Annotated in this window: 21 protein-coding genes; 8 read left to right on the top strand and 13 right to left on the bottom strand. The window is 70.4% G+C overall.

Annotated elements, in window-relative coordinates; genetic code table 11:
* Both BGO91_RS05830 and BGO91_RS05825 read right to left on the bottom strand, forming a co-directional pair.
* Positions 1-1,661 (bottom strand): cell wall-binding repeat-containing protein (locus BGO91_RS05830; RefSeq protein ID WP_290471912.1); only part of this gene is annotated, 1,661 nt, incomplete at its 3' end.
* Between the two features lie 146 nt (positions 1,662-1,807).
* Positions 1,808-3,025 carry an NADP-dependent isocitrate dehydrogenase gene (locus BGO91_RS05825; protein WP_290471911.1) on the bottom strand — a complete coding sequence of 406 codons (1,218 nt, stop codon included), beginning with the start codon at positions 3,023-3,025 and terminating at the stop codon, positions 1,808-1,810.
* A gap of 146 nt (positions 3,026-3,171) precedes the next feature.
* Between BGO91_RS05825 and BGO91_RS05820 the strand changes: the two genes are divergently transcribed.
* The 3 genes from BGO91_RS05820 to BGO91_RS05810 all read left to right on the top strand — a co-directional run bounded on the left by BGO91_RS05820 (position 3,172) and on the right by BGO91_RS05810 (position 4,486).
* Complete coding sequence (locus tag BGO91_RS05820; RefSeq protein WP_021765661.1) at positions 3,172-3,624, top strand: GNAT family N-acetyltransferase; 453 nt, start codon at positions 3,172-3,174, stop codon at positions 3,622-3,624.
* Complete coding sequence (locus tag BGO91_RS05815; RefSeq protein ID WP_290471910.1) at positions 3,608-3,976, top strand: MGMT family protein; 369 nt, start codon at positions 3,608-3,610, stop codon at positions 3,974-3,976. Before BGO91_RS05820 ends, BGO91_RS05815 begins: the two co-directional genes overlap by 17 nt.
* 84 nt (positions 3,977-4,060) lie before the next feature.
* Positions 4,061-4,486, top strand: coding sequence for a hypothetical protein (locus BGO91_RS05810; RefSeq protein WP_290471909.1), 426 nt, complete (start codon positions 4,061-4,063; stop codon positions 4,484-4,486).
* Between the two features lie 8 nt (positions 4,487-4,494).
* On the opposite strand, the gene BGO91_RS05805 is transcribed toward BGO91_RS05810, so the two are convergent.
* From BGO91_RS05805 to BGO91_RS05795, 3 genes are read right to left on the bottom strand one after another with little or no spacing between them, the layout of a single operon-like run.
* The gene (locus BGO91_RS05805) at positions 4,495-6,288 is read right to left on the bottom strand and encodes a histidine kinase (protein WP_290471908.1); all 1,794 of its coding nucleotides are present in this window, start codon (positions 6,286-6,288) and stop codon (positions 4,495-4,497) included.
* 5 nt (positions 6,289-6,293) lie between these two features.
* Entirely contained in the window at positions 6,294-6,974 is a 681-nt protein-coding gene (locus tag BGO91_RS05800) for a response regulator transcription factor (protein ID WP_290471907.1), read from the bottom strand.
* Positions 6,975-6,979: 5 nt separating this feature from the next.
* Positions 6,980-7,327 carry a response regulator transcription factor gene (locus BGO91_RS05795; RefSeq protein WP_290471906.1) on the bottom strand — a complete coding sequence of 116 codons (348 nt, stop codon included), beginning with the start codon at positions 7,325-7,327 and terminating at the stop codon, positions 6,980-6,982.
* Between the two features lie 136 nt (positions 7,328-7,463).
* Here BGO91_RS05795 and BGO91_RS05790 point away from each other — a divergent pair, with 136 nt between their 5' ends.
* On the top strand, positions 7,464-8,480 hold the full coding sequence (locus tag BGO91_RS05790) for a hypothetical protein (RefSeq protein ID WP_290471905.1): 1,017 nt from the start codon (positions 7,464-7,466) through the stop codon (positions 8,478-8,480).
* Between the two features lie 79 nt (positions 8,481-8,559).
* Here the strand turns inward: BGO91_RS05790 and BGO91_RS05785 are convergent, their stop codons facing one another.
* Together BGO91_RS05785 and BGO91_RS05780 are read right to left on the bottom strand one after the other, a co-directional pair.
* Complete coding sequence (locus tag BGO91_RS05785; protein WP_290471904.1) at positions 8,560-10,374, bottom strand: ABC transporter ATP-binding protein; 1,815 nt, start codon at positions 10,372-10,374, stop codon at positions 8,560-8,562.
* Positions 10,371-12,212 (bottom strand): ABC transporter ATP-binding protein, encoded by a 1,842-nt coding sequence (locus tag BGO91_RS05780; RefSeq protein ID WP_290471903.1) that lies wholly within the window; start codon positions 12,210-12,212, stop codon positions 10,371-10,373. The genes BGO91_RS05785 and BGO91_RS05780 overlap by 4 nt, the downstream gene beginning before the upstream one ends.
* 429 nt (positions 12,213-12,641) lie before the next feature.
* On the opposite strand from BGO91_RS05780, the gene BGO91_RS05775 reads away from it, so the two are divergent.
* The 4 genes from BGO91_RS05775 (at position 12,642) to BGO91_RS05760 (ending at position 15,289) form a co-directional block, all read left to right on the top strand.
* A complete protein-coding gene (locus tag BGO91_RS05775; protein ID WP_290471902.1) occupies positions 12,642-13,991 on the top strand; it encodes an MFS transporter in 1,350 nt (449 codons plus the stop codon).
* 427 nt (positions 13,992-14,418) lie between these two features.
* Positions 14,419-14,622: a hypothetical protein gene (locus BGO91_RS05770; RefSeq protein ID WP_290471901.1), complete on the top strand. Its 204-nt coding sequence runs from the start codon at positions 14,419-14,421 to the stop codon at positions 14,620-14,622.
* An 18-nt stretch (positions 14,623-14,640) separates the two neighbouring features.
* Positions 14,641-14,868: a hypothetical protein gene (locus BGO91_RS05765; RefSeq protein ID WP_290471900.1), complete on the top strand. Its 228-nt coding sequence runs from the start codon at positions 14,641-14,643 to the stop codon at positions 14,866-14,868.
* 178 nt (positions 14,869-15,046) lie between these two features.
* On the top strand, positions 15,047-15,289 hold the full coding sequence (locus tag BGO91_RS05760; protein WP_290471899.1) for a hypothetical protein: 243 nt from the start codon (positions 15,047-15,049) through the stop codon (positions 15,287-15,289).
* Between the two features lie 105 nt (positions 15,290-15,394).
* Here BGO91_RS05760 and ddaH read toward each other — a convergent pair whose 3' ends face one another.
* From ddaH to BGO91_RS05730, 6 genes are all read right to left on the bottom strand, one after another.
* A complete protein-coding gene (gene ddaH, locus BGO91_RS05755; RefSeq protein ID WP_290471898.1) occupies positions 15,395-16,618 on the bottom strand; it encodes a dimethylargininase in 1,224 nt (407 codons plus the stop codon).
* 25 nt (positions 16,619-16,643) lie between these two features.
* The gene (locus BGO91_RS05750) at positions 16,644-17,723 is read right to left on the bottom strand and encodes a Glu/Leu/Phe/Val dehydrogenase family protein (RefSeq protein ID WP_290471897.1); all 1,080 of its coding nucleotides are present in this window, start codon (positions 17,721-17,723) and stop codon (positions 16,644-16,646) included.
* An 87-nt stretch (positions 17,724-17,810) separates the two neighbouring features.
* The gene (gene purH, locus BGO91_RS05745; protein ID WP_290471896.1) at positions 17,811-19,391 is read right to left on the bottom strand and encodes a bifunctional phosphoribosylaminoimidazolecarboxamide formyltransferase/IMP cyclohydrolase; all 1,581 of its coding nucleotides are present in this window, start codon (positions 19,389-19,391) and stop codon (positions 17,811-17,813) included.
* Complete coding sequence (purN, locus tag BGO91_RS05740) at positions 19,388-19,981, bottom strand: phosphoribosylglycinamide formyltransferase (RefSeq protein ID WP_290471895.1); 594 nt, start codon at positions 19,979-19,981, stop codon at positions 19,388-19,390. The genes purH and purN overlap by 4 nt, the downstream gene beginning before the upstream one ends.
* A 49-nt stretch (positions 19,982-20,030) precedes the next feature.
* Positions 20,031-21,353, bottom strand: coding sequence for a threonine/serine exporter ThrE family protein (locus tag BGO91_RS05735; protein ID WP_290471894.1), 1,323 nt, complete (start codon positions 21,351-21,353; stop codon positions 20,031-20,033).
* Complete coding sequence (locus BGO91_RS05730; RefSeq protein ID WP_290471893.1) at positions 21,350-22,591, bottom strand: DUF6350 family protein; 1,242 nt, start codon at positions 22,589-22,591, stop codon at positions 21,350-21,352. Before BGO91_RS05730 ends, BGO91_RS05735 begins: the two co-directional genes overlap by 4 nt.
* Between the last annotated feature and the right edge of the window lie 25 nt (positions 22,592-22,616).

Raw genomic sequence — 22,616 nt, 5'->3', positions numbered from 1 at the left:
GCCGCAGCACCGGCACCCAGTGCGTCGGGGAAGTCGGCTCCCGATGCGATGTACAGCGTGTGCGCTTCGGTGAAGGACGCTGCGACGAGCTGATTGGCCGTCTCGAACCGGTCGCCTCCCGACCGGCGCTGGACCACGACACCGGGGAGCAGGCTCTTCACCTCGCGCTCGACCGCGGGGGCGATGGAGGCCGGACCACCCACCAGCACCACCCGCGTCGGCTTCAGGGCCGAGAGCTCCTCCGCGGTGGCGCTCGGCAGTTCGCCGGGTGTCGTGAGCAGCAGTGCCGCCCCGTCGGCCGCCGCGGCCGGCCCCGCGGCAAGCGCGTCCGGGAAGTTCATGCCCGAGGCGAGGTAGACCACATCCGCGCCGTCGGGGAACGCCTTCTTCGTCACTTCGACGGCGGTCTGGAACCGGTCGCCGCCCGCCAGCCGTGTCGAGGTGGCCGGTCGCACGAACGATAGGGCACGATCGCCGTCCGGCACGATGAACTGCACCCAGGTGCGATCGCCGACGACACCCCACGCGTAGATACCGATCAGGCGATCACTGAACGTCAGGCGCGACAGCAGCGTCCCGTCCGCGGCGACATGCACGTTGGCCCCCAGCCACACCGAGCCGTCCGCAGCGAGCTTGGGCGGCCGGGTACCGGACGGGAGCTCCGTCACCGTGCCGTCCTCGGCCACAGCGACCGCCACTGCCGGGCTGGTCTTCGTCCGTCCACCCAGCCAGAGCGAACGCGTGGAGGGCACCCAGACCCCCTGAATCGCCGTCAGTCGCGGGATGACGGCCTTCCAATCCGGCGCTCCGACACGGCGCAGGACATACTCGCCCGCCACCATGGCGGCGTAATACGCCTGCCCGTCGGCGAGAACGAATTCCGGGGCGCCGGCGACGACGGTCGTGAGCGACCCGTCCGGCCCGATCTCCCGGATGGAGCCGCCCGCCAGCTTGATGTACGTCGCACCGTCGACCTGGAAGACCGCGTGCCGGCGCCCCGCGTCCTTCGCGTCCAGCGAGACGGGGACGGACCGGCCGTCCGGGTACAGCCCGAGGAGGATCCTGCCGTTCTCTCCGGCGGAGAACCAGACGCTCCCCTCCGGTCCGGCGATCGGCGTCCCGCTGCTCGTGTCCCCGTCGGCGGGCACGGTGACGCCGGCCTGAGGGAACGTCGTCACGGTGCCGTCGACCGCACGCCGAAGCGCGTTCCAGGTCCCAGCTCCCGGCTCGCCGACCTGCTGGACGAACCAGGTGCTCCCATCCTCGGCCGGGGCGGCGCCGCCGATCAGGCCGGGGCCGTCGAACCGGAAGCGGTCGATCGAACCGTCGGCCAGGACGTGGTTGACGTCGCGTCCATCCGCGCCGCCGCCGGAGATCCAGAGCGAGCGGTCGGGCGCGACGACCGGTGCGACGGAGGTCCAGTCGGTCCCCGGCTGCAGGTGGTGGGAGAGCACAGTGCCCTCCCCGGACAGGGACTTCAGGCCGCCTTCATACTGCCACCACGGCAGGCCGTCCGGCCCCTCGATCACCGGCGTCCGCGCATCCTCGTCGGTCCCCGGGATCTCAGAGAGGAAGCCGATCTCCCCGGGCCGCTCCGGTTCGGCGGCGACCGCCTGCGGTGCCGGCGTCGGCGCAAGCACCGCGGCTGCCCCGAGGGACACGGTCAGAAGGACGGACGTCAGGCATCGACGCAACATCGCACACGCTCTTTCTCTTCACGGCTCACGTCGTGAACCCCCTGAGAGAACATACAGGAAAGGGCCCGGCGGACCGAAGTCCGCCGGGCCCTTCCCGGTGCGCGTGGAGGCTAGGCGCCCATGCGCGTCTTGAGGTTCTCGCTGATGGACTCGAGGAACTCCTCGGTGGTCTGGAACGCCTGCTCCGGGCCGACGAGGAGCGCGAGGTCCTTGGTCATCTTGCCCTCTTCGACCGTCTTCACGACCACGTCCTCGAGGGTGTGGGTGAAGTCGATGAGCTCCTGGTTGCCGTCGAGCTTGCCGCGGTGCGCGAGGCCGCGCGTCCAGGCGAAGATCGAGGCGATCGGGTTGGTCGAGGTCGCCTTGCCCTGTTGGTACTGGCGGTAGTGGCGCGTGACGGTGCCGTGCGCGGCCTCCGCCTCGACGACCTTGCCGTCCGGCGTGGTCAGGACCGACGTCATCAGGCCGAGCGAGCCGAAGCCCTGCGCGACGGTGTCGGACTGCACGTCGCCGTCGTAGTTCTTGCAGGCCCAGACGTAGCCGCCCTCCCACTTGAGGCTGGAGGCGACCATGTCGTCGATCAGGCGGTGCTCGTAGGTGAGGCCGGCCGCGTCGAACTTCTCCTTGTACTCGGTGTCGAAGACCTCCTGGAACAGGTCCTTGAACCGGCCGTCGTAGGCCTTGAGGATCGTGTTCTTGGTGGAGAGGTACACCGGGTAGTTGCGGTCGAGGCCGTAGTTGAACGACGCGCGGGCGAAGTCGCGGATCGACTCGTCCTGGTTGTACATCGCGAGCGCGACGCCGGCGCCGGGGGCCTGGTAGACCTCGAAGCTCTTGGCCTCGCCGCCGTCGGTCGGCTGGAAGCTGAGGGTCAGCGTGCCGGGGCCGTCGAAGGTGAAGTCGGTGGCGCGGTACTGGTCGCCGAACGCGTGGCGGCCGATGATGATCGGCTTGTTCCAGCCCGGGACCAGGCGGGGGATGTTCGAGATGATGATCGGCTCGCGGAAGACCACGCCGCCGAGGATGTTGCGGATGGTCCCGTTCGGGCTCCGCCACATCTTCTTGAGGCCGAACTCCTCGACACGGGCCTCGTCGGGGGTGATCGTGGCGCACTTGACGCCGACGCCGTGCTTCTGGATGGCGTGGGCCGCGTCGATCGTGATCTGGTCGTCGGTCTCGTCGCGCTTCTGGATGCCGAGGTCGTAGTACTCGAGGTCCACGTCGAGGTACGGGTGGATGAGCGAGTCCTTGATCGCCTGCCAGATGATGCGGGTCATCTCGTCGCCGTCGAGTTCGACGACCGTTCCTTCAACCTTGATCTTGTCCACTGGTTCTCCTGCTTCTCTGCCGTTTTCAGCCGGATACAGCTTACCTGAGCCGGATAACTATCTTGACATCGAGACACTTTGCCTCCGCCGACGCCCCGGGAGGAGGCGACTATGCCAGTGTCCCCCGCGCAGGTTACCCTTTCGTCATGGCTGAGTTGAGACTGGAAGAGTTGAGCGCGCGGACCGTCGTCGCGGCGAACGCGCTCACGTTGAAGCCGGGGCAGGAGCAGTTCATCGCTCCGGTCTCCTACTCGGCCGCGGCCGCCGTCGCCGACCCCACCACCTCGTGGCAGCGCGTCGTGCTCGACGGCGACGAGGTCGTCGGCTTCATCATGGGCGACTTCAATCCCGAGGCCGAGCACGACGAGTTCAAGGCGATCCTCTGGCGCATCAACGTCGACGCCGACGACCAGGGCCGCGGCATCGGCACGTTCGCCGTGCGCAGCCTGGCCGACGAGGCGCGCCGGCGCGGCCACGAGCAGCTCTTCGTGATCTGGGAGTCGGGCGAGCTCGGTCCCGAGCAGTTCTTCCTGCGCAGCGGCTTCCAGCCCGTCGGCGAGACGCAGTACGGCGAGACGATCGGTGCCCTCGCGCTCTGAGCCCGGTCCGGCGCGGCACGACGCGGCGAACGGGGCCGACTCGTTCGTCGAGCGGGTGCTCGCCGTCGTCGACGACATCCCGCCCGGCCGGGTGATGACCTACGGAGACGTCGCAGCCGTGCTCGGCTCGCGCGCGGCCAGGATGGTCGGGCAGATCATGGCGTACTACGGCTCGACGGTGCCGTGGTGGCGCGTCGTGCGCGCCAGCGGGCATCCTCCCGTTGACCACGAGCAGATCGCGCTGGAGCACTATCGCACGGAGGGCACTCCCCTGCTCGGCGGTCCGCGCGCGGACGGCGCCACGACGACGTACCGCGTCGACCTGCGCGCCGCACGCCACGAGCCGCGCTAACATCATCCTTCCGGCCGATGAAGCGCCCAGCTTGATGGTGTTGACTGGCCAGGATCGCATTCGCCACATCCACAGGAGCTACCCGTGCCTCGTCCCCGAACCGTCGGTCTGATCGCTGCGGCATCCGTCGCGGCCCTCGCCCTGTCCGGATGCTCGGTCGTCGAAGCCTTCACCCCCCACGTCGACGCGCAGATCTTCGACTCGGCGAAAGAGTTCAAGGCCGCGAAGGTCTCCACGTTCGGGTCGCCCACGTTCGTCCCCGACGACGCGACCGTCATCCGCGTCGACTACGACACGCAGACCGGCGCCGCGATCCTGACCTACACGTCCCCCACGCTCCTCGCGAAGGACGTCTGCACCGCGCAGACCACGGCTCCCAAGCCGGCCATCCAGGACAGCTGGTGGCCGATCGACGGCGTGCCCGCGACCGCCTCCAAGTGCCCCGGCGGCTGGTCGGCGTTCGCGATCGGCCAGCAGGTCTACGCCGCGCTCCCCGCGAAGACCAAGTAGCCGGGCACTCAGGCCGGTTCGGCCTCCGCCGCCACCGCTTCGGCGCGCGGCACCGGGATGGTCAGCTCCAGGATCGTCCCCAGCCCCTCCACCGACCGGAGTTCGGCGCGCCCGTTGACGGCCTCGACGCGGTCGCGGATGCCCTCCAGCCCGCCGCCGGGCTCGAAGCGCGCGCCGCCCTTGCCGTCGTCCTTGACCACGACCGAGACGGTGTCGTCGCGGCGGGTCACCAGGACGGCGCAGTTGCGCGCCCCGGCGTGCTTGGCCGCGTTGGCGAGGCACTCGGAGACGCAATAGTAGATCGTCTCCTCGATGACGTTGGCGAACCGGTCCTCGGTCTCGACGCGGACCTCCACCGGCAGGTGACTGCGCTGGCCCAGCTCCTCCAGCGCCGACGTCAGGTCGCCGTCGGTGAGGACGGTCGGGTGGATGCCGCGCGCCAGCTCCCGCAGCTCGCGCAGCGCGTCCGCCAGCTGCGCCGATGCCCGCTCGAGGTCGCCGGCGACCTCCGCGTTTCCCGCCGTCTCCGCCTTGGCCGTGGCGATGCGCAGGCTGATCGCGAGCGAGACGAGCTGCTGCTGCGAGCCGTCGTGCAGGTCACGCTCCAGGCGCCGCCGCGCGAGGTACCCCTCCTCGACGATGCGCAGACGCGACTGCCGGAGCTCCTGGATGGTGCGCTCCAGCCGGCCGCGCAGGCGATCGTTGTCGACCGAGAGCAGCAACGCCGAGGAGACGGCGTCGAGCAGCCGGTCGTCCTGACTGAGGGCGATGTCGTGCTCGATGAGCGCGATGGGGCCCTGATCGGAGTCGATCGCGAGCGTCGAACGGCCCGGACGCTCGCTCTCCCCGTCGGGGACGCGTTCACCGTCGCTGGTGAGGAACGCCCTGCCCTGCTCGTCCCACCAATAGACGCGGACCGAGCTGTCGTGCAGGGTCCGGGCCAGGCTCGTCTCCCACAGCGCCCGGTCGACCTTGTCGCGCGCGACGATCACCAGGTCGGCGACGCGAGAGCGCAGGCCGCGCGCATAGAAGACGCCGCCGATGAACGCCGGCGGGATGAGGGCGATCGCGAACGGCGGGATGAACTGCAGCCAGCCGCCGTCCCAGCCGAGCGTGAAGCTCAGCGAGTCCTGCACGGTGCCGTAGCACCACAGCACGATCGCCAGCGGCATGACGAAGGAGACGCGGCGGGCGGGGAGGGAGCTGGTGAACCAGCGCACGGCCAGCCGCACAGCGATCGTGAGCATCAGCGCGAGCCCCACCGCGCGCCAGGCGACGCCGAACCAGAAGTCGGCGTCGTCGCTCGGGAGCACGGCGTAGGCGTTCTGCACGCAGCCGCACGCGGCAGGCGCGGGCGACGTGAACAGCAGCGTGCTGATGAAGCGGACCGCGATCGCGCCGGTGCCGACCAGCAGCACGACCCGGTCGAACCGCGAGAACCTCCCGGTCGGGTAGCACAGCACGACCGCGCCGACGAAGATCGCCCAGAGGTCGGTGACCCCCATCAGCACCGGCCAGAGCCAGCCGATCCCGCGCGCCAGCGGGTACCACGCGCCGGCCGACCAGAAGAGGGCTGCGCCGACCATCAGCCAGCCGGGCACGGGGCTGCGCACCACGCGCCAGGCGACGACGGCGCAGACCACGTACACCACGGCCACCGCGACGAACACGATCGCCCAGCCCAGACCCTCCGGGCGCGGCCCGTAGTTGCCGGTCAGGCCGCTGACGACCTGGGCCAGCACGTTCGACGCGATCGTGGCGGTCACCGCGAGCGCGCGGAGCCACGTGCGCGCGGCCGTCATCGGGCTCAGCCGTCCTTGCCGAGGAAGCGCAGCACGGCGAGCACCCGGCGGTGCCCCTCTGCGGAGTCCTCGACGCCGAGCTTCGCCATGATGTGCCCGATGTGCGACTCGACCGTGCGCAGGCTGAGGTGCAGCTCGGCGGCGATGCCGGCGTTCGACTTGCCCTCCGCCATGCGGCTGAGCACGTCGAGCTCCCGGGTCGAGAGCGTCTCCACCGTGCGCTCGGAGGAGCGGGCCGACACCAGCAGCTGCACGACCTCCGGGTCGACGACGGACCCGCCGGCGGCCACGGTGCGGACGGCGTTGACGAGCGATTCGCCGTCGGCGACGCGCTCCTTGAGGAGGTAGCCCGTGCCGCTGCCCGCCGTCATCGCGCGGATGGCATAGGCGGCGGTGGTGTACATCGACAGCAGCAGGACACCGACCGTCGATCCGTCGGCGCGGAGGGTCTCCAGCGCGCGCAGACCCTCGTCGGTGTGGGTGGGCGGCATCTTGATGTCGAGAACGATGGCGTCGATCGCGTCGCCCGCCACCACGTCGAGCACTTCCTCGGCCGTGTCGACGGAGGCGACCACATCCACCCCGCCCGCGCGCAGGATCTGACCGATGCCTTCGCGGAGCAGAACCGCGTCGTCGGCGATCGCGACCCGAAGCGGGCGGGATCCAGAACTCTCTCCCGCTGCCACGGGGATTACCGTAGCAGACTGCGGATCGCCGGGCCGGTCAGGTCGCCTTTCGTGATGAATCCCTCTGCGCCGCTGTCGGCCACCCGGCGGCCGTAATCGCGGAAGGAGCGGCTGGAGGTGAGGACCACCGCGGCGCCGGTCGCGTGCATGTCCGCGACGAGGTCGAAGCCGCTGGCGTCGGGGAGGCCGACGTCGAGCAGCACGACGTCGGGAGCGAGGCGGCGGCTGAGCTCCACCCCGCGGGCCCCGGTATCGGCGTCGCCGACGACGGCGAAGTGCTCCAGCTGCAGCAGCTCGGCCGCCTGGGCACGGAAGCGCGCGTGGTCGTCGACGATCACAACGCGCAGGTACATGCATCAATCCTCGCCGGTCGCCGACCGATCATCATCCGTGGACGCACGCAATCGGTTCGGGTGGCCCCCCGGATGCGGGGCAATCCGGCGCACGAGGATGATCTGAGGCAAGCTCAACAATCCCGAGGAGAACCCGATGCCCGCCGTCACCCGAACCGCCGACCCGACCGGTGCCCCTGTGGCGCCGGCGGCGGGGACGGCGGGCGACTCCGGCGATCTCCCCCTCGTCGTGATCGACGTGGAGCGGGCGGCCGAGCGCTACCTCGACCTCCGCGCCGCCTTCCCGTGGGTGGATGTGCACTACGACGTGAGCGCCCTCTCGCATCCCGCACTGCTCGACGCCATCGCGGCCGCGCAGGGCGCGTTCGAAGTGGCGCAGCCGGCCGCGCTCGACACGCTCATGCTCTGCGAGGCTCGCCCCCGGCTGCTCCACACGGCGCCGATCACGAGCCCGCGCGACGTCGCGGCGGCCTATCGGGCGGGTGTGCGGCGCTTCGTCGTGGACGACGCGGCCGAGTTGGCCGCGTTCGCCGGAGCTCCCGACGACATCCGCCTACTGCTCCGGCTCCGGCCGTGCGCAGACTCCTCCTCCGCGCACCGTGCAGGGCGCGGCTTCCGGCCCGACGAGATCGTCCGCGCCGTGCGCGCGGCGGCCGGACAGGGGGTGTGCGTCGGCGGCTTGTCCCTCCAGCCGCCGACGCACTCCTCCCCCGCCGACTACGTCGCCGAGATCGTCCATGCCGCGGCCGTCACCGCCGACGTGCGCGTCGCCACCGGAGCGCGTTTCGACGTGCTGGACCTCGGCGCCGGGTTCCCCGGACGCGCGGCATCCCGCCCCGTCGAGCAGGCCGAACTCGCACGGGCGATCCGCGCCATCGTGGCTCCGGCCACGTCGCACGTCACGATCATCGCGTCGGCCTCCCGCGCGGTGACCGCCGGATGCCTCAGCGTCGTCACCGGAGGCGACGAGCGCGACGCCGACCCGGCCTCCGCCAGCGCGTGCATCGACGCCGGCGCCGACGTGCTCGTGCTGGCGCACGACCCGCGCTCCGGGATCCTCGGGCGCTTCTCCTTCTTCCGCGGCGGCGCGGAGCGGGGACATCGCGTCCTCCGTCCGCGCCGGTCGCGCACGACCTGGTCGCCCGCGGGCTGACAACCCCTACCGCGGGTGATCATGGCGGAGGGGCGACGCGTACCGATTACGCGCCGCCCCTCCGGAACCACGGCAGAACCTAGACCAGCGAGTCCCGCCAGGCTGCATGCAGCTGGGCGAACCGGCCGGTCCCGGCGATCAGATCGTCCGGTGTGCCGTCCTCGACCACCCGACCGTGCTCCATCACGAGCACGCGGTCCGCGATGGCGACCGTCGAGAGCCGGTGGGCGATGATCACCGCGGTGCGGTCGGCGAGCAGCGTCTGCAGCGCCTCCTGCACCAGGCGCTCGCTCGGGATGTCGAGCGAGCTGGTGGCCTCGTCCAGGATCAGCACCGCCGGGTCGGCGAGGAACGCCCGGGCGAACGAGATCAGCTGGCGCTGACCCGCGGACACCCGGCCGCCGCGCTTGTTCACGTCGGTGTCGTACCCGTTGGGCAGCCCCTCGATGAACTCGTGCGCCCCCACGGCCTTCGCCGCCCGGACGATCTCGTCGCGCGACGCGTCGGGCTTACCGAGCGCGATGTTGTCGGCGACGGAACCGCTGAACAGGTACGCCTCCTGCGTGACCATCACGATGGCGCGGCGCAGGTCCTTCGGGTGCAGATCGCGCAGGTCGACGCCGTCGATCGAGACCTCGCCGTCACTCGGGTCGTAGAACCGCGAGATCAGCTTGGCCAGGGTCGACTTGCCCGCTCCGGTCGAGCCCACGAGGGCGATCGTCTGCCCCGCCGGGATGTCCAGGCTGAACTCCGGCAGGATGACACGGTCCTCCTTGTAGGCGAAGGTGACGTCGTCGAACCGCACGTGCCCCTCCGCCGTCCACAGGTCGACCGGCTTCACCGGGTCGGGGACGCTCGGCTCCTCCTCCAGGACGCCCGAGATCTTCTCGAGCGCGGCCGCGGCCGACTGGTAGGAGTTGTAGAACATCGCCATCTCCTCCATCGGGTCGAAGAAGCGCCGCGTGTAGAGCAGAGCCGCCAGCAGCACACCGATGGCGAGCTGCCCCTCCGCGACGCGGAACCCGCCGACCAGGAGGACGACGCCGACCGTGAGGTTGCCGATCATCACGAGGCCCGGGTCGAAGATCCCGAACAGCTGGATGACCCGCGCGTTGACGTCGCGGTAGTCCTCGACGAGGCCGCCGAACTCCTTCTCGTTGCGCTTCTCCTTGCGGAACGCCTTGACCGCGCGGATGCCGGTCATCGTCTCCACGAACTGCACGATCAGCTTCGCCGACGCCACCCGCGAGATGCGGAACAGCACCTGCGAGCGCTTCTGGAACCAGCGCGTAAGCAGGTAGAGCGGCACCAGCGAGACCAGCAGGACGACGCCGCTCACCCAGTCCAGCGCGAACAGGGCGATCGCGATGAACAGCATGTACAGGAAGCCCTGCACGAGCTGGTTGATGCCGGAGTCCAGGAGCTCGCGGATCGAGTCCAGGTCGCTCGTCTGGCGCGAGATGATGCGTCCGGACGTGTACGACTCGTGGAACTCGAGCGAGAGCTTCTGCGTGTGCAGGAACACCCGCTTGCGCAGGTCGATCAGGATCGCCTGGCTGATCCGCGCGCTCAGGATGGTGTACCAGGCGATCAGGACCGCGCCGATGATGCCGGTCACGAGGTACGCGACGCCCGCGGCGGCGACGGGCAGCCAGTTCTGCGACTGCAGGGCCGAGATGCCGTTGTCGATGCCGAAGGCGATGATCGCGGGGCCTGCGACCTGCCCGGCCGTGCTGATCACGACGACGACCGCCGTCAGGATCAGCCGGAGCCGGAGGGGTCGCATGAGCGAGCCCAGCAGACGCAGCGAGCGTCTGCGGACCTGCCTGCTCTCCTCCTTGGTGAGGTCGTTGCGCTCTTCGCCTTCGACGCCCAGGACGGTTGCGGTGCTCACAGGTTCACCTCCTGCAGGATCTCTTCGTTCTCGTCGTCCTCCAGGCTGGAGATGACGAATCGGTAGTGCTCGCTCGTGGCGAGCAGGTCGTGGTGCGTTCCGACGGCCGTGATGCGGCCGTCCTCCAGAAGCGCCACCCGGTCGGCGAGCGTCACCGTGGAGGGGCGATGCGCGACGATCAGGGCGGTGGTGGAGGCGAGGACGCGCCGCAGCGCGGCCTCGACGAGCGCCTCGGTGTCGACGTCGAGCGCCGACAGCGGGTCGTCCAGCACGAGCACGCTGGGTGCGGCGGCGACCGCACGCGCGAGCGCGAGTCGCTGACGCTGTCCGCCGGAGAGGCTGAGCCCCTCCTCGCCGACCTTCGTCTCGACCCCCTCGGGGAGGTCGTACACGAAGCCCGCCTGCGCGATCTCGAGCGCCTCGGTGAGCACGCGCTCGGCCTCCGGGGAGGCCGGGTCGAGTTCGTCGCGGCCCAGCAGCACGTTGTCCCGCACGGATGCCGAGAACAGTGTCGCGTCCTCGAAGGCCATCGCGATGGCCTTGCGCAGGTCGTACCGGGTCAGGTCGCGCACGTCCACGCCGTCGATGCGCACGGCACCGCCGGTCACGTCGTACAGGCGGGTGGTGAGCGCGGTCAGGGTCGACTTGCCGCAGCCGGTCAGGCCGACCAGCGCCATCGTCTCCCCCGGCTCCACCGTCAGGCGGATGCCGTCCAGCAGGTCGGGGAACCGCTCGGGCGAGTCCTGGTAGCGGAAGTGCACGTCGTCGAAGACGAGCTCGCCCTTCGGGTCGACGATCCGCTTCGGCTCGGCCGGGTCGGTGATCGTGTTGACCTCGTCCAGGACCTCGAAGAAGCGGTCGGCCGCGGTGCGCGTGTCGAACGTCATCGAGAGCAGGAAGCCGATCGACTCGATCGGGAACCGCAGCACCGTCGCGGTCGCGAAGAACGCGACGAGCTCGCCGACCGACAGCTGCCCCTGCGCCGAGAGCCACACGCCCACGACGAGGCTGATGCCGAACGCCACGTCCGGGATGAGCAGGAGCCACAGCCAGATGCCGGCGATGGCCTTCGCCTTCTCGATCTCCGTGCCGCGCAGCTGCTCGGCCTGCGACGCGAAGTTCTTGAGGGCGTGCTTGCCCCGGCCGAACGCCTTGAGGACGCGGATGCCGTGCACCGACTCCTCCACCGCGGTGGCGAGGTCGCCGGCCTGGTCCTGGCTGCGGCGGGCGATGATCGAGTACTTGGCCTCGAACACGAACCCGTAGATCCACAGCGGGATGGAGCAGACCAGGAAGATCAGCCCGAGGATCCAGTTCCAGCTGATCAGGATCGCGAATCCGACGATGATCGTGACGACGTTGACGACGAGCAGCACGATGCCGAACGACAGCCAGCGGCGGATCAGCCCGAGGTCGCTCACCGCGCGCGAGAGCAACTGCCCACTGGGCCACCGGTCGTGGAAGGCGACCGGGAGGTCCTGCAGCTTGGCGTACAGACCGTTGCGCATCCGCGCCTCGACGTGCGTGCCCGGGGTGAGCACGAACCAGCGTCGCAGCGAGATGAACACGGCCTCCGCCGCGCCCAGCCCGACCACGAGCAGTGCCGCCGGCCAGACCGCGGAGGCGTCGCCAGTGGACAGCGGACCGTCGACCAGCCAGCCCAGCACCTGGGGGATGCTGAGCGCGACGAGGCTCGCCAGCAGCGCGGCGACCATGCCGAGCACGATGCGCGGCGCGGCCGACTTCGCGAACGGCAGGATGCGCAGCAGCGTGCGGATGGTGCCCGCGCGCTTGATGTTCTGTTCTCTTTGAGGTGGATGCTGATGTGTTTCAGCCATGAGACTTCCGTTTTCTTGTGATTTTCCGACTTCTGCGGCGGGTCACCGAGGACCCGCGGGAACAGTGCTGAGAGGTCGCCGCCGAGGGTCGCCGAAGGCACACCGAAGTATGCTCGACCCTCGAGAACAGTGCTGTCAGAGCGGCGACAGTCAGCCGGAGACGCAGACCTTCCTGGGACCTACCAGGTGGGGGCCGGCTCCGAGGACGCGCGCGCGACAAGTCCGAACACCGTCACGATTCGTGCGTATCCAGTCTTTTTCATTGCGTCCTCCCGGCCTCGATGCGTTCACGTAGTGCCGCGACAAGGCAGCCCTACAGCTTATTGCCAGGTTCGTCTGGATCGCAAGGACTTTTTCGGACGCGATCAGCCGGAGTGCGCGTTCGGCCGCCACAGGGTCGCCGACGGGCGGCGGCGTACCCTGGCGGCCATGCGTCGCGGATCCGTGCCCGTCCTGTGCCTCGTCCAGTTCGTCGATGTGCTCGGGGTGACCAGCGCGACGACCGCGATTCCCTCGATCCTGCGAGGCGTGCACGCCGACGCCGCGTTCGCCGGTCCCCTCGCCACCGTCTACGCGATGTTCTTCGGCGGCCTGCTCGTCCTGGGCGCCCGCCTCGGGGACCGCTTCGGCCACCGGCGCATCCTGCTGACGGGGATCGCGCTGTTCGGCGCCGTCTCCGTGCTCGGTGCGGCAGCGGGTGCGCTCGGCGACGCGGCGATCGGCGCCGTGCTGCTGTCGCGCGCTCTGCAGGGAGCCGCCGCCGCGATCTCGGTCCCGTCCGCGCTGCGGCTGCTGCTCGAGGCCGCGCCTGCCGGCGACGCCCGCCGTCGCGCCGTCGCGGCCTGGAGCGCGACGGGAGCGGCCGCCGGCGCCTCCGGGTTCCTGGTCGGCGGCCTGCTGGTGCAGGCGCTCGGCTGGCCGGCCGTCTTCTGGATCAACCTCCCGCTCGCGGCAGCGCTGTTCGCCGGTGTCCTCCTCGCCGTGGCTCGCTCGTCGCACCCCCGCGACGAATCGCCGCTGGACGTGGCCGGCGCTGTCCTGCTGATCGCCGCCGTGATGGCGGTCATCGCCGGCGCCGCGCTGATGGAGTCGCCGCCGACGCTGCCCGCCGGCATTCTGCTCGTCGCCGTCGGAGCGGGACTCGCCGCCCTACTCGTGGTGCGGCTGCGCACCGCACGCTACCCGCTCATCCCTCGCGCAGCGTTCGCGTCACGGCCGCTGCGCCAAGGCACGGCGATCTCGTTCGTGAACACGGCCACGACCAGTTCCTCCGCCGTGCTCGCCACCCTCTTCCTGCAGCAGACGCTGAAGATCGGCCCCGTCGCCGCCGGACTGACCCTCATGGCGTTCAGCGTCGCGGTCATCCTCACGTCGTCGACCACCGGCACGATCTTCCGCAACTGGGGAGCGCACGCCCTCGCGGCCACCGGTCTGGCGACGATCGCGATCGGACAGCTGGTGCTCGCCACGACGACGGGACCCTGGTGGGGAGTGCTGGTCGGCGTCGCGCTCGCGGGCGCGGGCCTCGGGCTCTCGTCCGTCGCGGGAACCTCCATCGGCACCTCCGTGCCCGGCTCGCTGGAGGGCAGCGCCAGCGGAATCCTGAACACCGGCGCCCAGCTCGGAACGGCGCTGGGGACCTCCGTGATCGTGTTGATCGCGGCGTTCGGCGGCGTGACGGCCGGCTGGCTGACGGCTGCGGTGGCTGCCGCCGTCACGGCGGCGTGGTGCGCGCTTCCCCGGACGCGTGCGCATGGATCCGGATCCACAAGCACGTGAAACCCGCGAGAACTACCGCACGCTACCTGGTAGCGTACCGACCGTGTTGGGGGATGCGGACGAGGCGATCGCCGGGGTCCAGGCCTGTCCAAGTTCCTTCGGCCGAAGAGATAGCTCGGACGGACGAGATTACGGCCGACTATCTGAGGGCGTACCTCGATGGAAGAATCGACGCCCCTCCCCGACACGCAAGCTGAGCGCCTGATCTCAGCCTGGCGCGGTCCGGCCCGTCTCGCCTGGAGCACGTCCGCGGGATTTCGATCGGCGTCGCCAACAGGGGTTGGCTGTCTCGTCAGCCACGGCTGCCACTACGACCCGGCGACGATGATCGCTTCCCTGCTCCGTCAGTTATCTGATCAAGATGGGTTTGATTCGTGAACTATAGAAGGGCGACAACGTAGTGACGCGACAAGAAGCCTTGGACATCATGCAGAACGAAGATCTCGAGCAATTCGCCTTCTTCGGCCTTCCGTATCACCCCAACCGTGTGCTGATTTACAAACGCGGCGCACAGTGGATCGTCGAGAACACCGATGAGCGCGCGGCACCCGGCGCCACCCGCACTTTCGTCAGCGAGGAAGGCGCTCTCGACCTCTTCGTCGAACGGCTTCGACTCTCAGCGGTCGAATAGATCGAACCGGAGCAGACGATGACGCGGACCGAAGCACTAGCCACGATCGAGGCCGAATCGCTCGGCACCCACGCCTGGTTCGGTTTCCCCGAGAACGTCACCGATCGAGTGGCGATCTATCAGACGCCCGACGGATGGGTCGTCGTGAACACCGACGAGCGCGCGGTTCAGGGAGCAATTCAAACGTTCACCGACGAGGACTCTGCGCTCGACCTTTTCGTCCGTCGGCTCCGGCTCTACAAATGACCTTCAGCGTTGCCGTCATCCTCGCGTCCTCGACCACCGGCACGGTTTTCGGGAGGTGGGGAGTGCACGCCCTCGCAGCCACCGGCCTGGCGACGCGTCGGGATGGGGAGGACGCGAGCCGGGGCCCAGCGCGATCCCACGCTGGCCAGACGGCAGACCGACCGAAGGAGGTCTCCTCATGGCACGGCTGATCTACGGGAAACTCGTGGAGCTCACTGACCAGGCAGTGAGGTACCGCTTCGCCGAGAATCAGGACGAGCAGTGGGATGGCACCCTGGTGATCCCGCGCGCCGATCCCGAGGCTTGGTATGTCGACGGCGCAGAGGAGCGCTCAAGCTCCGCTGCGGCGATCGTGGCCAAAGCGCGCCGCGCATTTGACCGGACGGGCGAATGGCCCGAGGGAGTCGCATTCCAGTCGTAGGTCACGGCACCAGAAAGCACCGAGGGGCACGTCGTGGCGCTCATTCCCTGCGGAATGGCGACCACGACGTGCCCCTCGGCAACGGTCAGGTCGGGCGGATGCGGCTCAGCGGATCCGGATGGACAGGCAGGTGACGCAGCCCTCGAGCTTCTCGAACTCGGAGATGTCGACGGCGATGGTCGTGTAGCCGAGGTCTTCGAGGAGCGCCGCGGTCTGGGGCGCGGCGGACGAGATGAGGAGCGTCTCGTCGTCGAGCACGACGACCGCGGTGCCGTGGGCCTCGGGGACGGGCAGGAAGCGCTCGAAGATGCGCGGCTCGTCGACGAGGGGCTCGTAGCCGATGACGGTGCCGTCGGGCAGGGCGGTGACGGCGGTCTTGAGGTGGAGCGCCTTGGTGACCGGGACGCCGACGACCGTGTAGCCGAGCGGTGCCACGAGGGCGCGCAGCTGACGGATGCCCTCGCCATTGGTGCGGCCGCCGCGGCCGACGTAGACGGTCGAGCCGACCTTGAGGACGTCGCCGCCCTCCAGGGTTCCCGGCTCCTCGATGCGCTCGAGGCGGAGGCCCTGCGCGCGCAGGGCGGCCTCGGTGCCGGCGACCTCGGGCTTGCGGGAGTCCGCGCCCGGGCGGGTGATGACGGCGGTGTCGCCGAAGACGACGGCGGTGTCCTCGACGAAGACCGAGTCGGCCAGGGAGTCGGCGGAGGCGACCTCGACCGTCTGCCAGCCCGCCTGCGAGAGGGCGCTCACGTAGCCGTCCCACTGGGTGTCGGCGAGCTCGGCGTCGACGGCGGTGCGGTCGATGTGGGTGACGAGGCCGTCCTGCAGGTTCTTGGCCGGGATGCGGACGAGTGCGACCTTGCGCTCCGTCTCGAAACGGCTGCGCACGCCCTCGATGATGCGGAACAGCCAGCGTCCGAAGGTCGGGGTGAGCACGGCGACGCTGACGCCGTAGAGCAGGTTGATGCCCAGGAGGGTGCCGAGCACGGCGACGACGAGCTGGCCGCTGAACGGCGAGCCGCCCGAGGTCGCCGTGACGAGCGTGCCGATCGCGGGCGAGAGGAAGCCGACCAGGAGGCCGGCGATCAGCGCCGTCCACCAGCGGTCGAACGCTCCGACCACGCCCGCGACGAAGAGCAGCACGAACGCGAGCACGCTCGTCAGCGAGAAGTAGTTGCTGACGGCGACGATCAACGCCCCCGATGGAGCCGACGACCCGGCGAGGCTCCCCACGTAGAACGCGGCGATCATCGCCGCGTGCACGACGAAGGCCACCACGAAGGCAACGACAAGGGATGCGATGAGCCGGCGGCCCCACGAAGACGTCATGGGAACCAACCCTATCGGAGCGTTTCTATGCGTTGGCTGGTTCGCGCAGCCGGGCGAGCGCGAGCTCGTCGGCGGCCTCGAGCGTGGTGATCCCGCGCTGCTCCGCGACGGCGAACACCTCGGCGACGATGTCGCCGATCCGCTCCACCCGCTCGGCCGTCGCCTCAGCGGACGGCTGCTCCTCGTTCATCATGGCCAGGAAGATCACGCCGCCCGCGTTGACGACGAAATCGGGGGCCCAGAGGATGCCGCGCGCCGCGAGCCTCCCGGCGCCCGAACGGCTGGCGAGCTGGTTGTTCGCCGGACCGACGACCGCCTTCACGCGCAGCTCGTCGATCACGGTGTCGGTGAGCACCCCGCCGACGCCGGCGGGAACGAAGAGATCGCCCTCGACGCGGTGCGCCTCGCCCGGCTCGACCCAGGTCGCACCGATCGCGTCCGCGAGCGCGCGCTTGGCCGGGTTGACGTCGGTGACGGTGAGCACGGCGCCCTCGCTCGCGAGCCGCATCGCCAGCAGCGAACCGACGTGGCCGAGGCCGAGCACGGTGATGCGGCGGCCGGCGACCGACCGGGTTCCGACCGCGCGCTCCAGCGTCGCGAGCAGGCCGGCGTAGACGCCGGCGGCGGTCGCGTCGCTCGGCTCTCCGACGCCGCCGTCGGCGGAGGGGAGCCCGCAGACATGCGCGGTTCGGGTGGCGACGACGGCCATGTCCTCGGCACTCGTGCCGACATCCTCCGCCGTCATGTAGCTGCCGCCGAGGCTCTCGATCGCGTCGCCGAGGTCGAGCATCGCCTGGTAGCGGAGCGTCGGCGTCAGCTCGACGTCACGCGGCACGTAGACGACGGTCTTGCCCCCGCCGCGGTTGAGCCCCGCAGCGGCGTTCTTCAGCGTCATCCCCTCGGCGAGGCGCAGCGAGTCGACGACCGCCTCGAGCCAGGAGTCGTACGTCCACACCCGGCAGCCGCCGAGGGCGGGGCCGAGCACGGTGGAGTGGACCGCGATGCTGATCGTGAGACCGCTCCGCCTCCCCTTGACCACGTGCAGTGTTTCGTGCGGCAGGTCGGTTCCGGTGGATTCGACCAGGGTTGCGGGCAGGACGGACATCGGTGTCTCCTCGTGGGATCGCGGTGGTGGCTGAGCGGTCTTGTGGACCGCCCTCCATTCTCCCGTGACCCCACGAGGGACGCAATGTCAGTGGAAGAAGTGGCGCTCGCCCGTGAAGTACATCGTGACGCCGGCGGCCTTCGCCGCCGCGATCACGTCCTCGTCGCGGATCGAGCCGCCGGGCTGCACGATCGCGCGCACGCCCGCGGCGATCAGGATCTCGGGACCGTCGGCGAACGGGAAGAACGCGTCGGACGCGGCGACCGAACCGGACGCCCGCTCCCCCGCCCGGCTGACGGCGAGGTGGCAGGAGTCCACGCGGTTGACCTGTCCCATGCCGACGCCGACGGAGGCGCCGTCGTGCGCGAGCAGAATGGCGTTGGACTTCACCGCGCGGCAGGCCTTCCAGGCGAACTCGAGGTCGGCGCGGGTCGCCGCGTCGGCCTCCTCGCCCGAGACCAGGGTCCAGCTCGAGGAGTCGAACTCGTCGAAACGGTCCGCGTCCTGCACGAGCACGCCGCCCGAGATCTGACGGAACTCGGTCGTCGCGCGGGCGTAGCCCTCCGGCAGCTGGAGGATGCGGAGGTTCTTCTTGGTCTGCAGCAGCTCCAGCGCCTCCGGCTCGTACCCGGGCGCGATCAGGACCTCGGTGAAGATGCCCTTGACCGTCTCCGCCATCGCGAGGGTGACGGTGCGGTTGGCCGCGATCACGCCGCCGTAGGCCGACACGGGGTCGCACTCGTGCGCCTTGCGGTGGGCGTCCGCGATGTCGTCTGCGACCGCGATGCCGCACGGGTTGGCGTGCTTGATGATCGCGACGGCGGGCTCGGTGAAGTCGTACGCGCTGCGCAGCGCCGCGTCGGCGTCCACGTAGTTGTTGTACGACATCTCCTTGCCGCCGAGCTGGGTCGCCTGCGCGATGCCGCGCCCGGTGGGGTCGGTGTAGATCGCGGCGGCCTGGTGCGAGTTCTCGCCGTAGCGCAGCGTGTGCGCGAGTTCGGCGCGCACCTCGAAGCGCTCCGGGAAGTCATCGGTGCTCGGAGCCTCACCGGCGAACCAGGCGGCCACGGCGCCGTCGTACGAGGCCGTGTGCGCGAAGGCGCGGGCCGCGAGCTCTCGACGCTGGTCGAAGGTCGTGCCGCCCGCGGCGACGGCGTCGGCGATCGCCGCGTAGTCGGACGGCGAGACGACGATGGCGACGTTAGCGTGGTTCTTCGCCGAGGCGCGGACCATCGCCGGGCCGCCGATGTCGATCTGCTCGACGACGTCGTTGCCGACGGCTCCCGACGCCACGGTCTCCACGAACGGGTAGAGGTTGACGACGACCAGCTCGAACGGCTCGATGCCGAGGTCCTTCAGCTGCTCCTCGTGCGAGGCGAGGCGGAGGTCCGCGAGCAGACCCGAGTGGATGGCGGGGTGCAGCGTCTTCACCCGGCCGTCGAGCGACTCCGGGAACCCGGTGACGGTCGCGACATCGGTGACGGCGTGGCCGGCGTCGCGGATGGTCTGGGCGGTCGAACCCGTCGAGACGATCTCCACGCCCGCCTCGGCGAGCGTCTGCGCGAGGTCGAGGAGGCCGGTCTTGTCGCTGACCGAGATCAGCGCACGGCGGATCGGGACGACATCCCGTTCGCGGTAGAGGCTGGAGTCGTGACGGGGTCCGCTCATGCTCGGGAAAGCTCCTTGAGGTCGATGTGTCCGTTGGCGATGTCGAGGACGGCGTCGATCAGAAGCCGTCGCTCCACGGGTTTGATGCGCTCGTGCAGGGCGGCCTCGGTGTCGCCCGGCAGGATCGGCACGCGCTCCTGGCTGATGATGGGGCCGGCGTCCACGCCGTCGTCCACCACGATGAGGCTCGCGCCGGTCTGGGTGGCGCCCGCGGCGAGCGCGTCGCGCACCCCGTGCGCCCCGGGGAACTCCGGGAGGTACGCGGGGTGGGTGTTGATGAGGTTCGGCGAGAAGGCCTCGACCACGCGCGGCGGCACGAGGCGCATGAACCCGGAGAGGACGACCAGGTCGGGCTCCCACTGGCGGATCTGGGCGAGCAGCTCGTCGCCCCACTGCTCCCGGTCGTCGAACGACGAGAACGGCACCGTGAAGGACGGGATGCCGAACTCCTCCGCGTGCGCGAGTCCGTCGGCGTCGCGGTCGGCCCCCACGGCGACGACCCGGGCGGGGAACTCCGCGTCCTGGGACGCCTCGAGCAGTGCGCGGAGGTTCGAGCCTCCACCGGAGATCAGCACGACAATCGAGAGCACGCGACCAGCCTACCGGCGCTCGGATGAGCAGGCCGACCAGCCGGAGGGGTCAGACCAGGCGGAGCTTCCAGCGGGCGGGGGCGATCGTGTAGATCTGCCGGAACAGCGCCGTCCCGACCAGCACGCCGAGGGCGATCGAGACGATGGAGCCGAGGAGGTTCGGGACGCTGCTGGCGTCGAAGTCGACCCCGGTGGCGCTCTGCGTGAGGCGGATGAGCCCGGTGGCGCCCGGGACGAGCAGCCAGAACGCCGGCAGGAAGCAGACGACGGCCGGAGGGGCGCCGGGGACCGACTGCACGAGGTAGGCGACGACGGTCAGCGCGAACGCGCCGAAGAACCCGCTGAAGACGTTGCCCATGAGCAGGGCGCCCACCACCTGCCCGCCGTAGGCGACCAGCAGCACGAAGGTCAGGAAGTACAGGGACCGGCGCGGGCCGCAGTAGTAGAAGAAGATGCCGACCGAGAAGAGCAGGACGCCCACCCACGGCTGGAAGGCGCCGAGCGGCGGCTGCGTGCTCAGCAGGGCGGCCGAGGCGGGGACGCCGGTGATGGTCAGTGCCGCGAGGATCCCGATGGCCAGGAAGCCGAGCTGCGCGATCCCGGAGACGAGACGGCTCGCCCCGGCGACCATGTCGCCCGCGGCGAGCTCCTGGATGCCCGTCGTCAGCAGCGCGCCCGGCAGCAGCGTCACCAGCGGCGGGATGAGCACCTGCAGCGGCTCGCCGATCACGACGGTCTTGCCGAGGGCGAAGACGAGGAGGGCGAGGAGGAAGGCCGTGGCGACGGGCAGCAGGATGGCGGCGTACGTCCCCGGCCGGACCAGCAGCTTCGCTGCGCCCACCAGCATCCCGAGCACCAGCGCGTACAGCATGCTCGTCGTCTCGGCCCCGAGCAGCACCAGGGCGACGCCGGCTGCCGCGACACCGTGGCCGATGACGCGCACCACTCGGTTGAAACGCGGTTTCGTCGCGATGACCTCCCGTACGGCCGCTGAGCCGTCGGCCGCCGTGATCTTTCCGGCGAGCGCGAGGTCCACGATGCTGTAGATGCGCGCGGCCCGGTCGAACCGCACCTCCCCGCCGGTGGGCATCGCGACTTCGAACCGGGTCTGCGACTCCCCCGGCATGCCGACGAAGATCAGCGTCGGGAACACGATCAGGCTCGCCTTGCGCGAGCCGAGCGCGATGGCGACGCGCGTGAGGGTCTGCTGGATGTCCGTCGCGGCGGTGCCGATGGCGAGCAGCGCGCTGCCGAGCAGCACCAGGAACTCCTGCAGCTGGGCGGACGGCGTCTCGACGATCTGCTCCGCCTCGATCGACCGCCGGCGGAGCGTGACCCTCGGGAGGTGGAACCGCGGCAGCCAGGAGCTCATCTGCGCGCCCGTCCTCCCGCCATGAGCCCGATGACCGCCGCGACGGCGACCTCCACCGTCACGATCGCACCGACCAGCCACGGGTTCGGTCCCACATCGTGCAGCCGGCCGGGGCCGAGCGCACCGGAGGACCACCAGGCCAGCAGTCCGAGCTCGATGCCCGTAACGATACCGATCGCGAGGGCGGTCAGGAAGAGCGGGAGCGGTCCCTCCGGGAGCCGCATCCAGGGCCGCGAGCGCAGCAGGGCGGCGGCGAGGAAGCCCGCGATCAGCGGGACCAGCACGCCGACGAGGCCGAAGGCGAAGCCGCCGGGCGGGATCACGCCGAAGAGCGGGAGCGCCGGCAGGGGGCCGAGCTCGGTCCCGATCGGGCTCACCGACGAGCCCGTCCCGATGGCGAAGCCGGGGCCGACGAGCCAGGAGGCCATCCAGATCACCAGGTTCGGGAGGAACGCCAGCTGACCGAGGGTGAGGGCGACGCCTCCGAGCGCCCCCGCCTGGAGCTGCTCGTACATGGTGATGATCGTGCCGTAGTTGCCGAAGATGAGCAGGGCCACGATGAGCGCGGCCGCGCCGATGACGATCGCGGTGGCGGCCGACCCGGCGCGCATCGCGGCGAGCACCCCCGACCGGACGCTTTCCGGTATGGCGGCCAGCCGGTCCCGCACGACCGCGACCAGTGGAGGCGCGGCGACGGCCTCCCCGTCCTCGTCCGTGGTGGCGCGAGCCGACCGCAGGGCGGCGAACCCGAAACCGGCCGCGATCCCCACCGCGTAGACGAAGGGCGGGAGCACGATCCCCTGCCATACCGACGGACGCACCACGTCGCTCCCTGCCGTCAGCGTGACGAGTGTCGCGACCGCGGCGAACGCGGCGAGCGCGCTCAGCGCCCCCGCGAAGCGGAAGGGCGTCTCCGCCGCGCGCGATCCCGTGCGCACGCCGAGCCCGGCGGTGAGCACGGCGAACCCGAGCAGCGCGATGGTCACCTGGAAGGGTGTGGCTGCGCCAGGCAGCCCCAGCGTCGCAACGGTCTGCGCGTCGAGCGTCACCGTCAGGTTGGTGCCGTGACCGACCAACCAGACGTCCGCGGCCGCGCGCCAGACCACGATCCAGTCGGCGCCGAGCTGGTACTGCACCGCCCAGAGGATCGTCAGCGGGACCAGGGCGATCGCGAGCCCGATCGCGGCCACGATGACCGCCTCCAGTGCGGCGAGCAGGGCGACGGTTGTGCGAGTCATGACCGGATGGAGCCTACCGGCCGCG

Origin of the sequence: Leifsonia sp. 71-9, assembly GCF_001898805.1 — a bacterium.
Lineage (GTDB): Bacteria > Actinomycetota > Actinomycetes > Actinomycetales > Microbacteriaceae > Leifsonia.
This window is presented reverse-complemented; position numbering and strand designations above follow the sequence as displayed.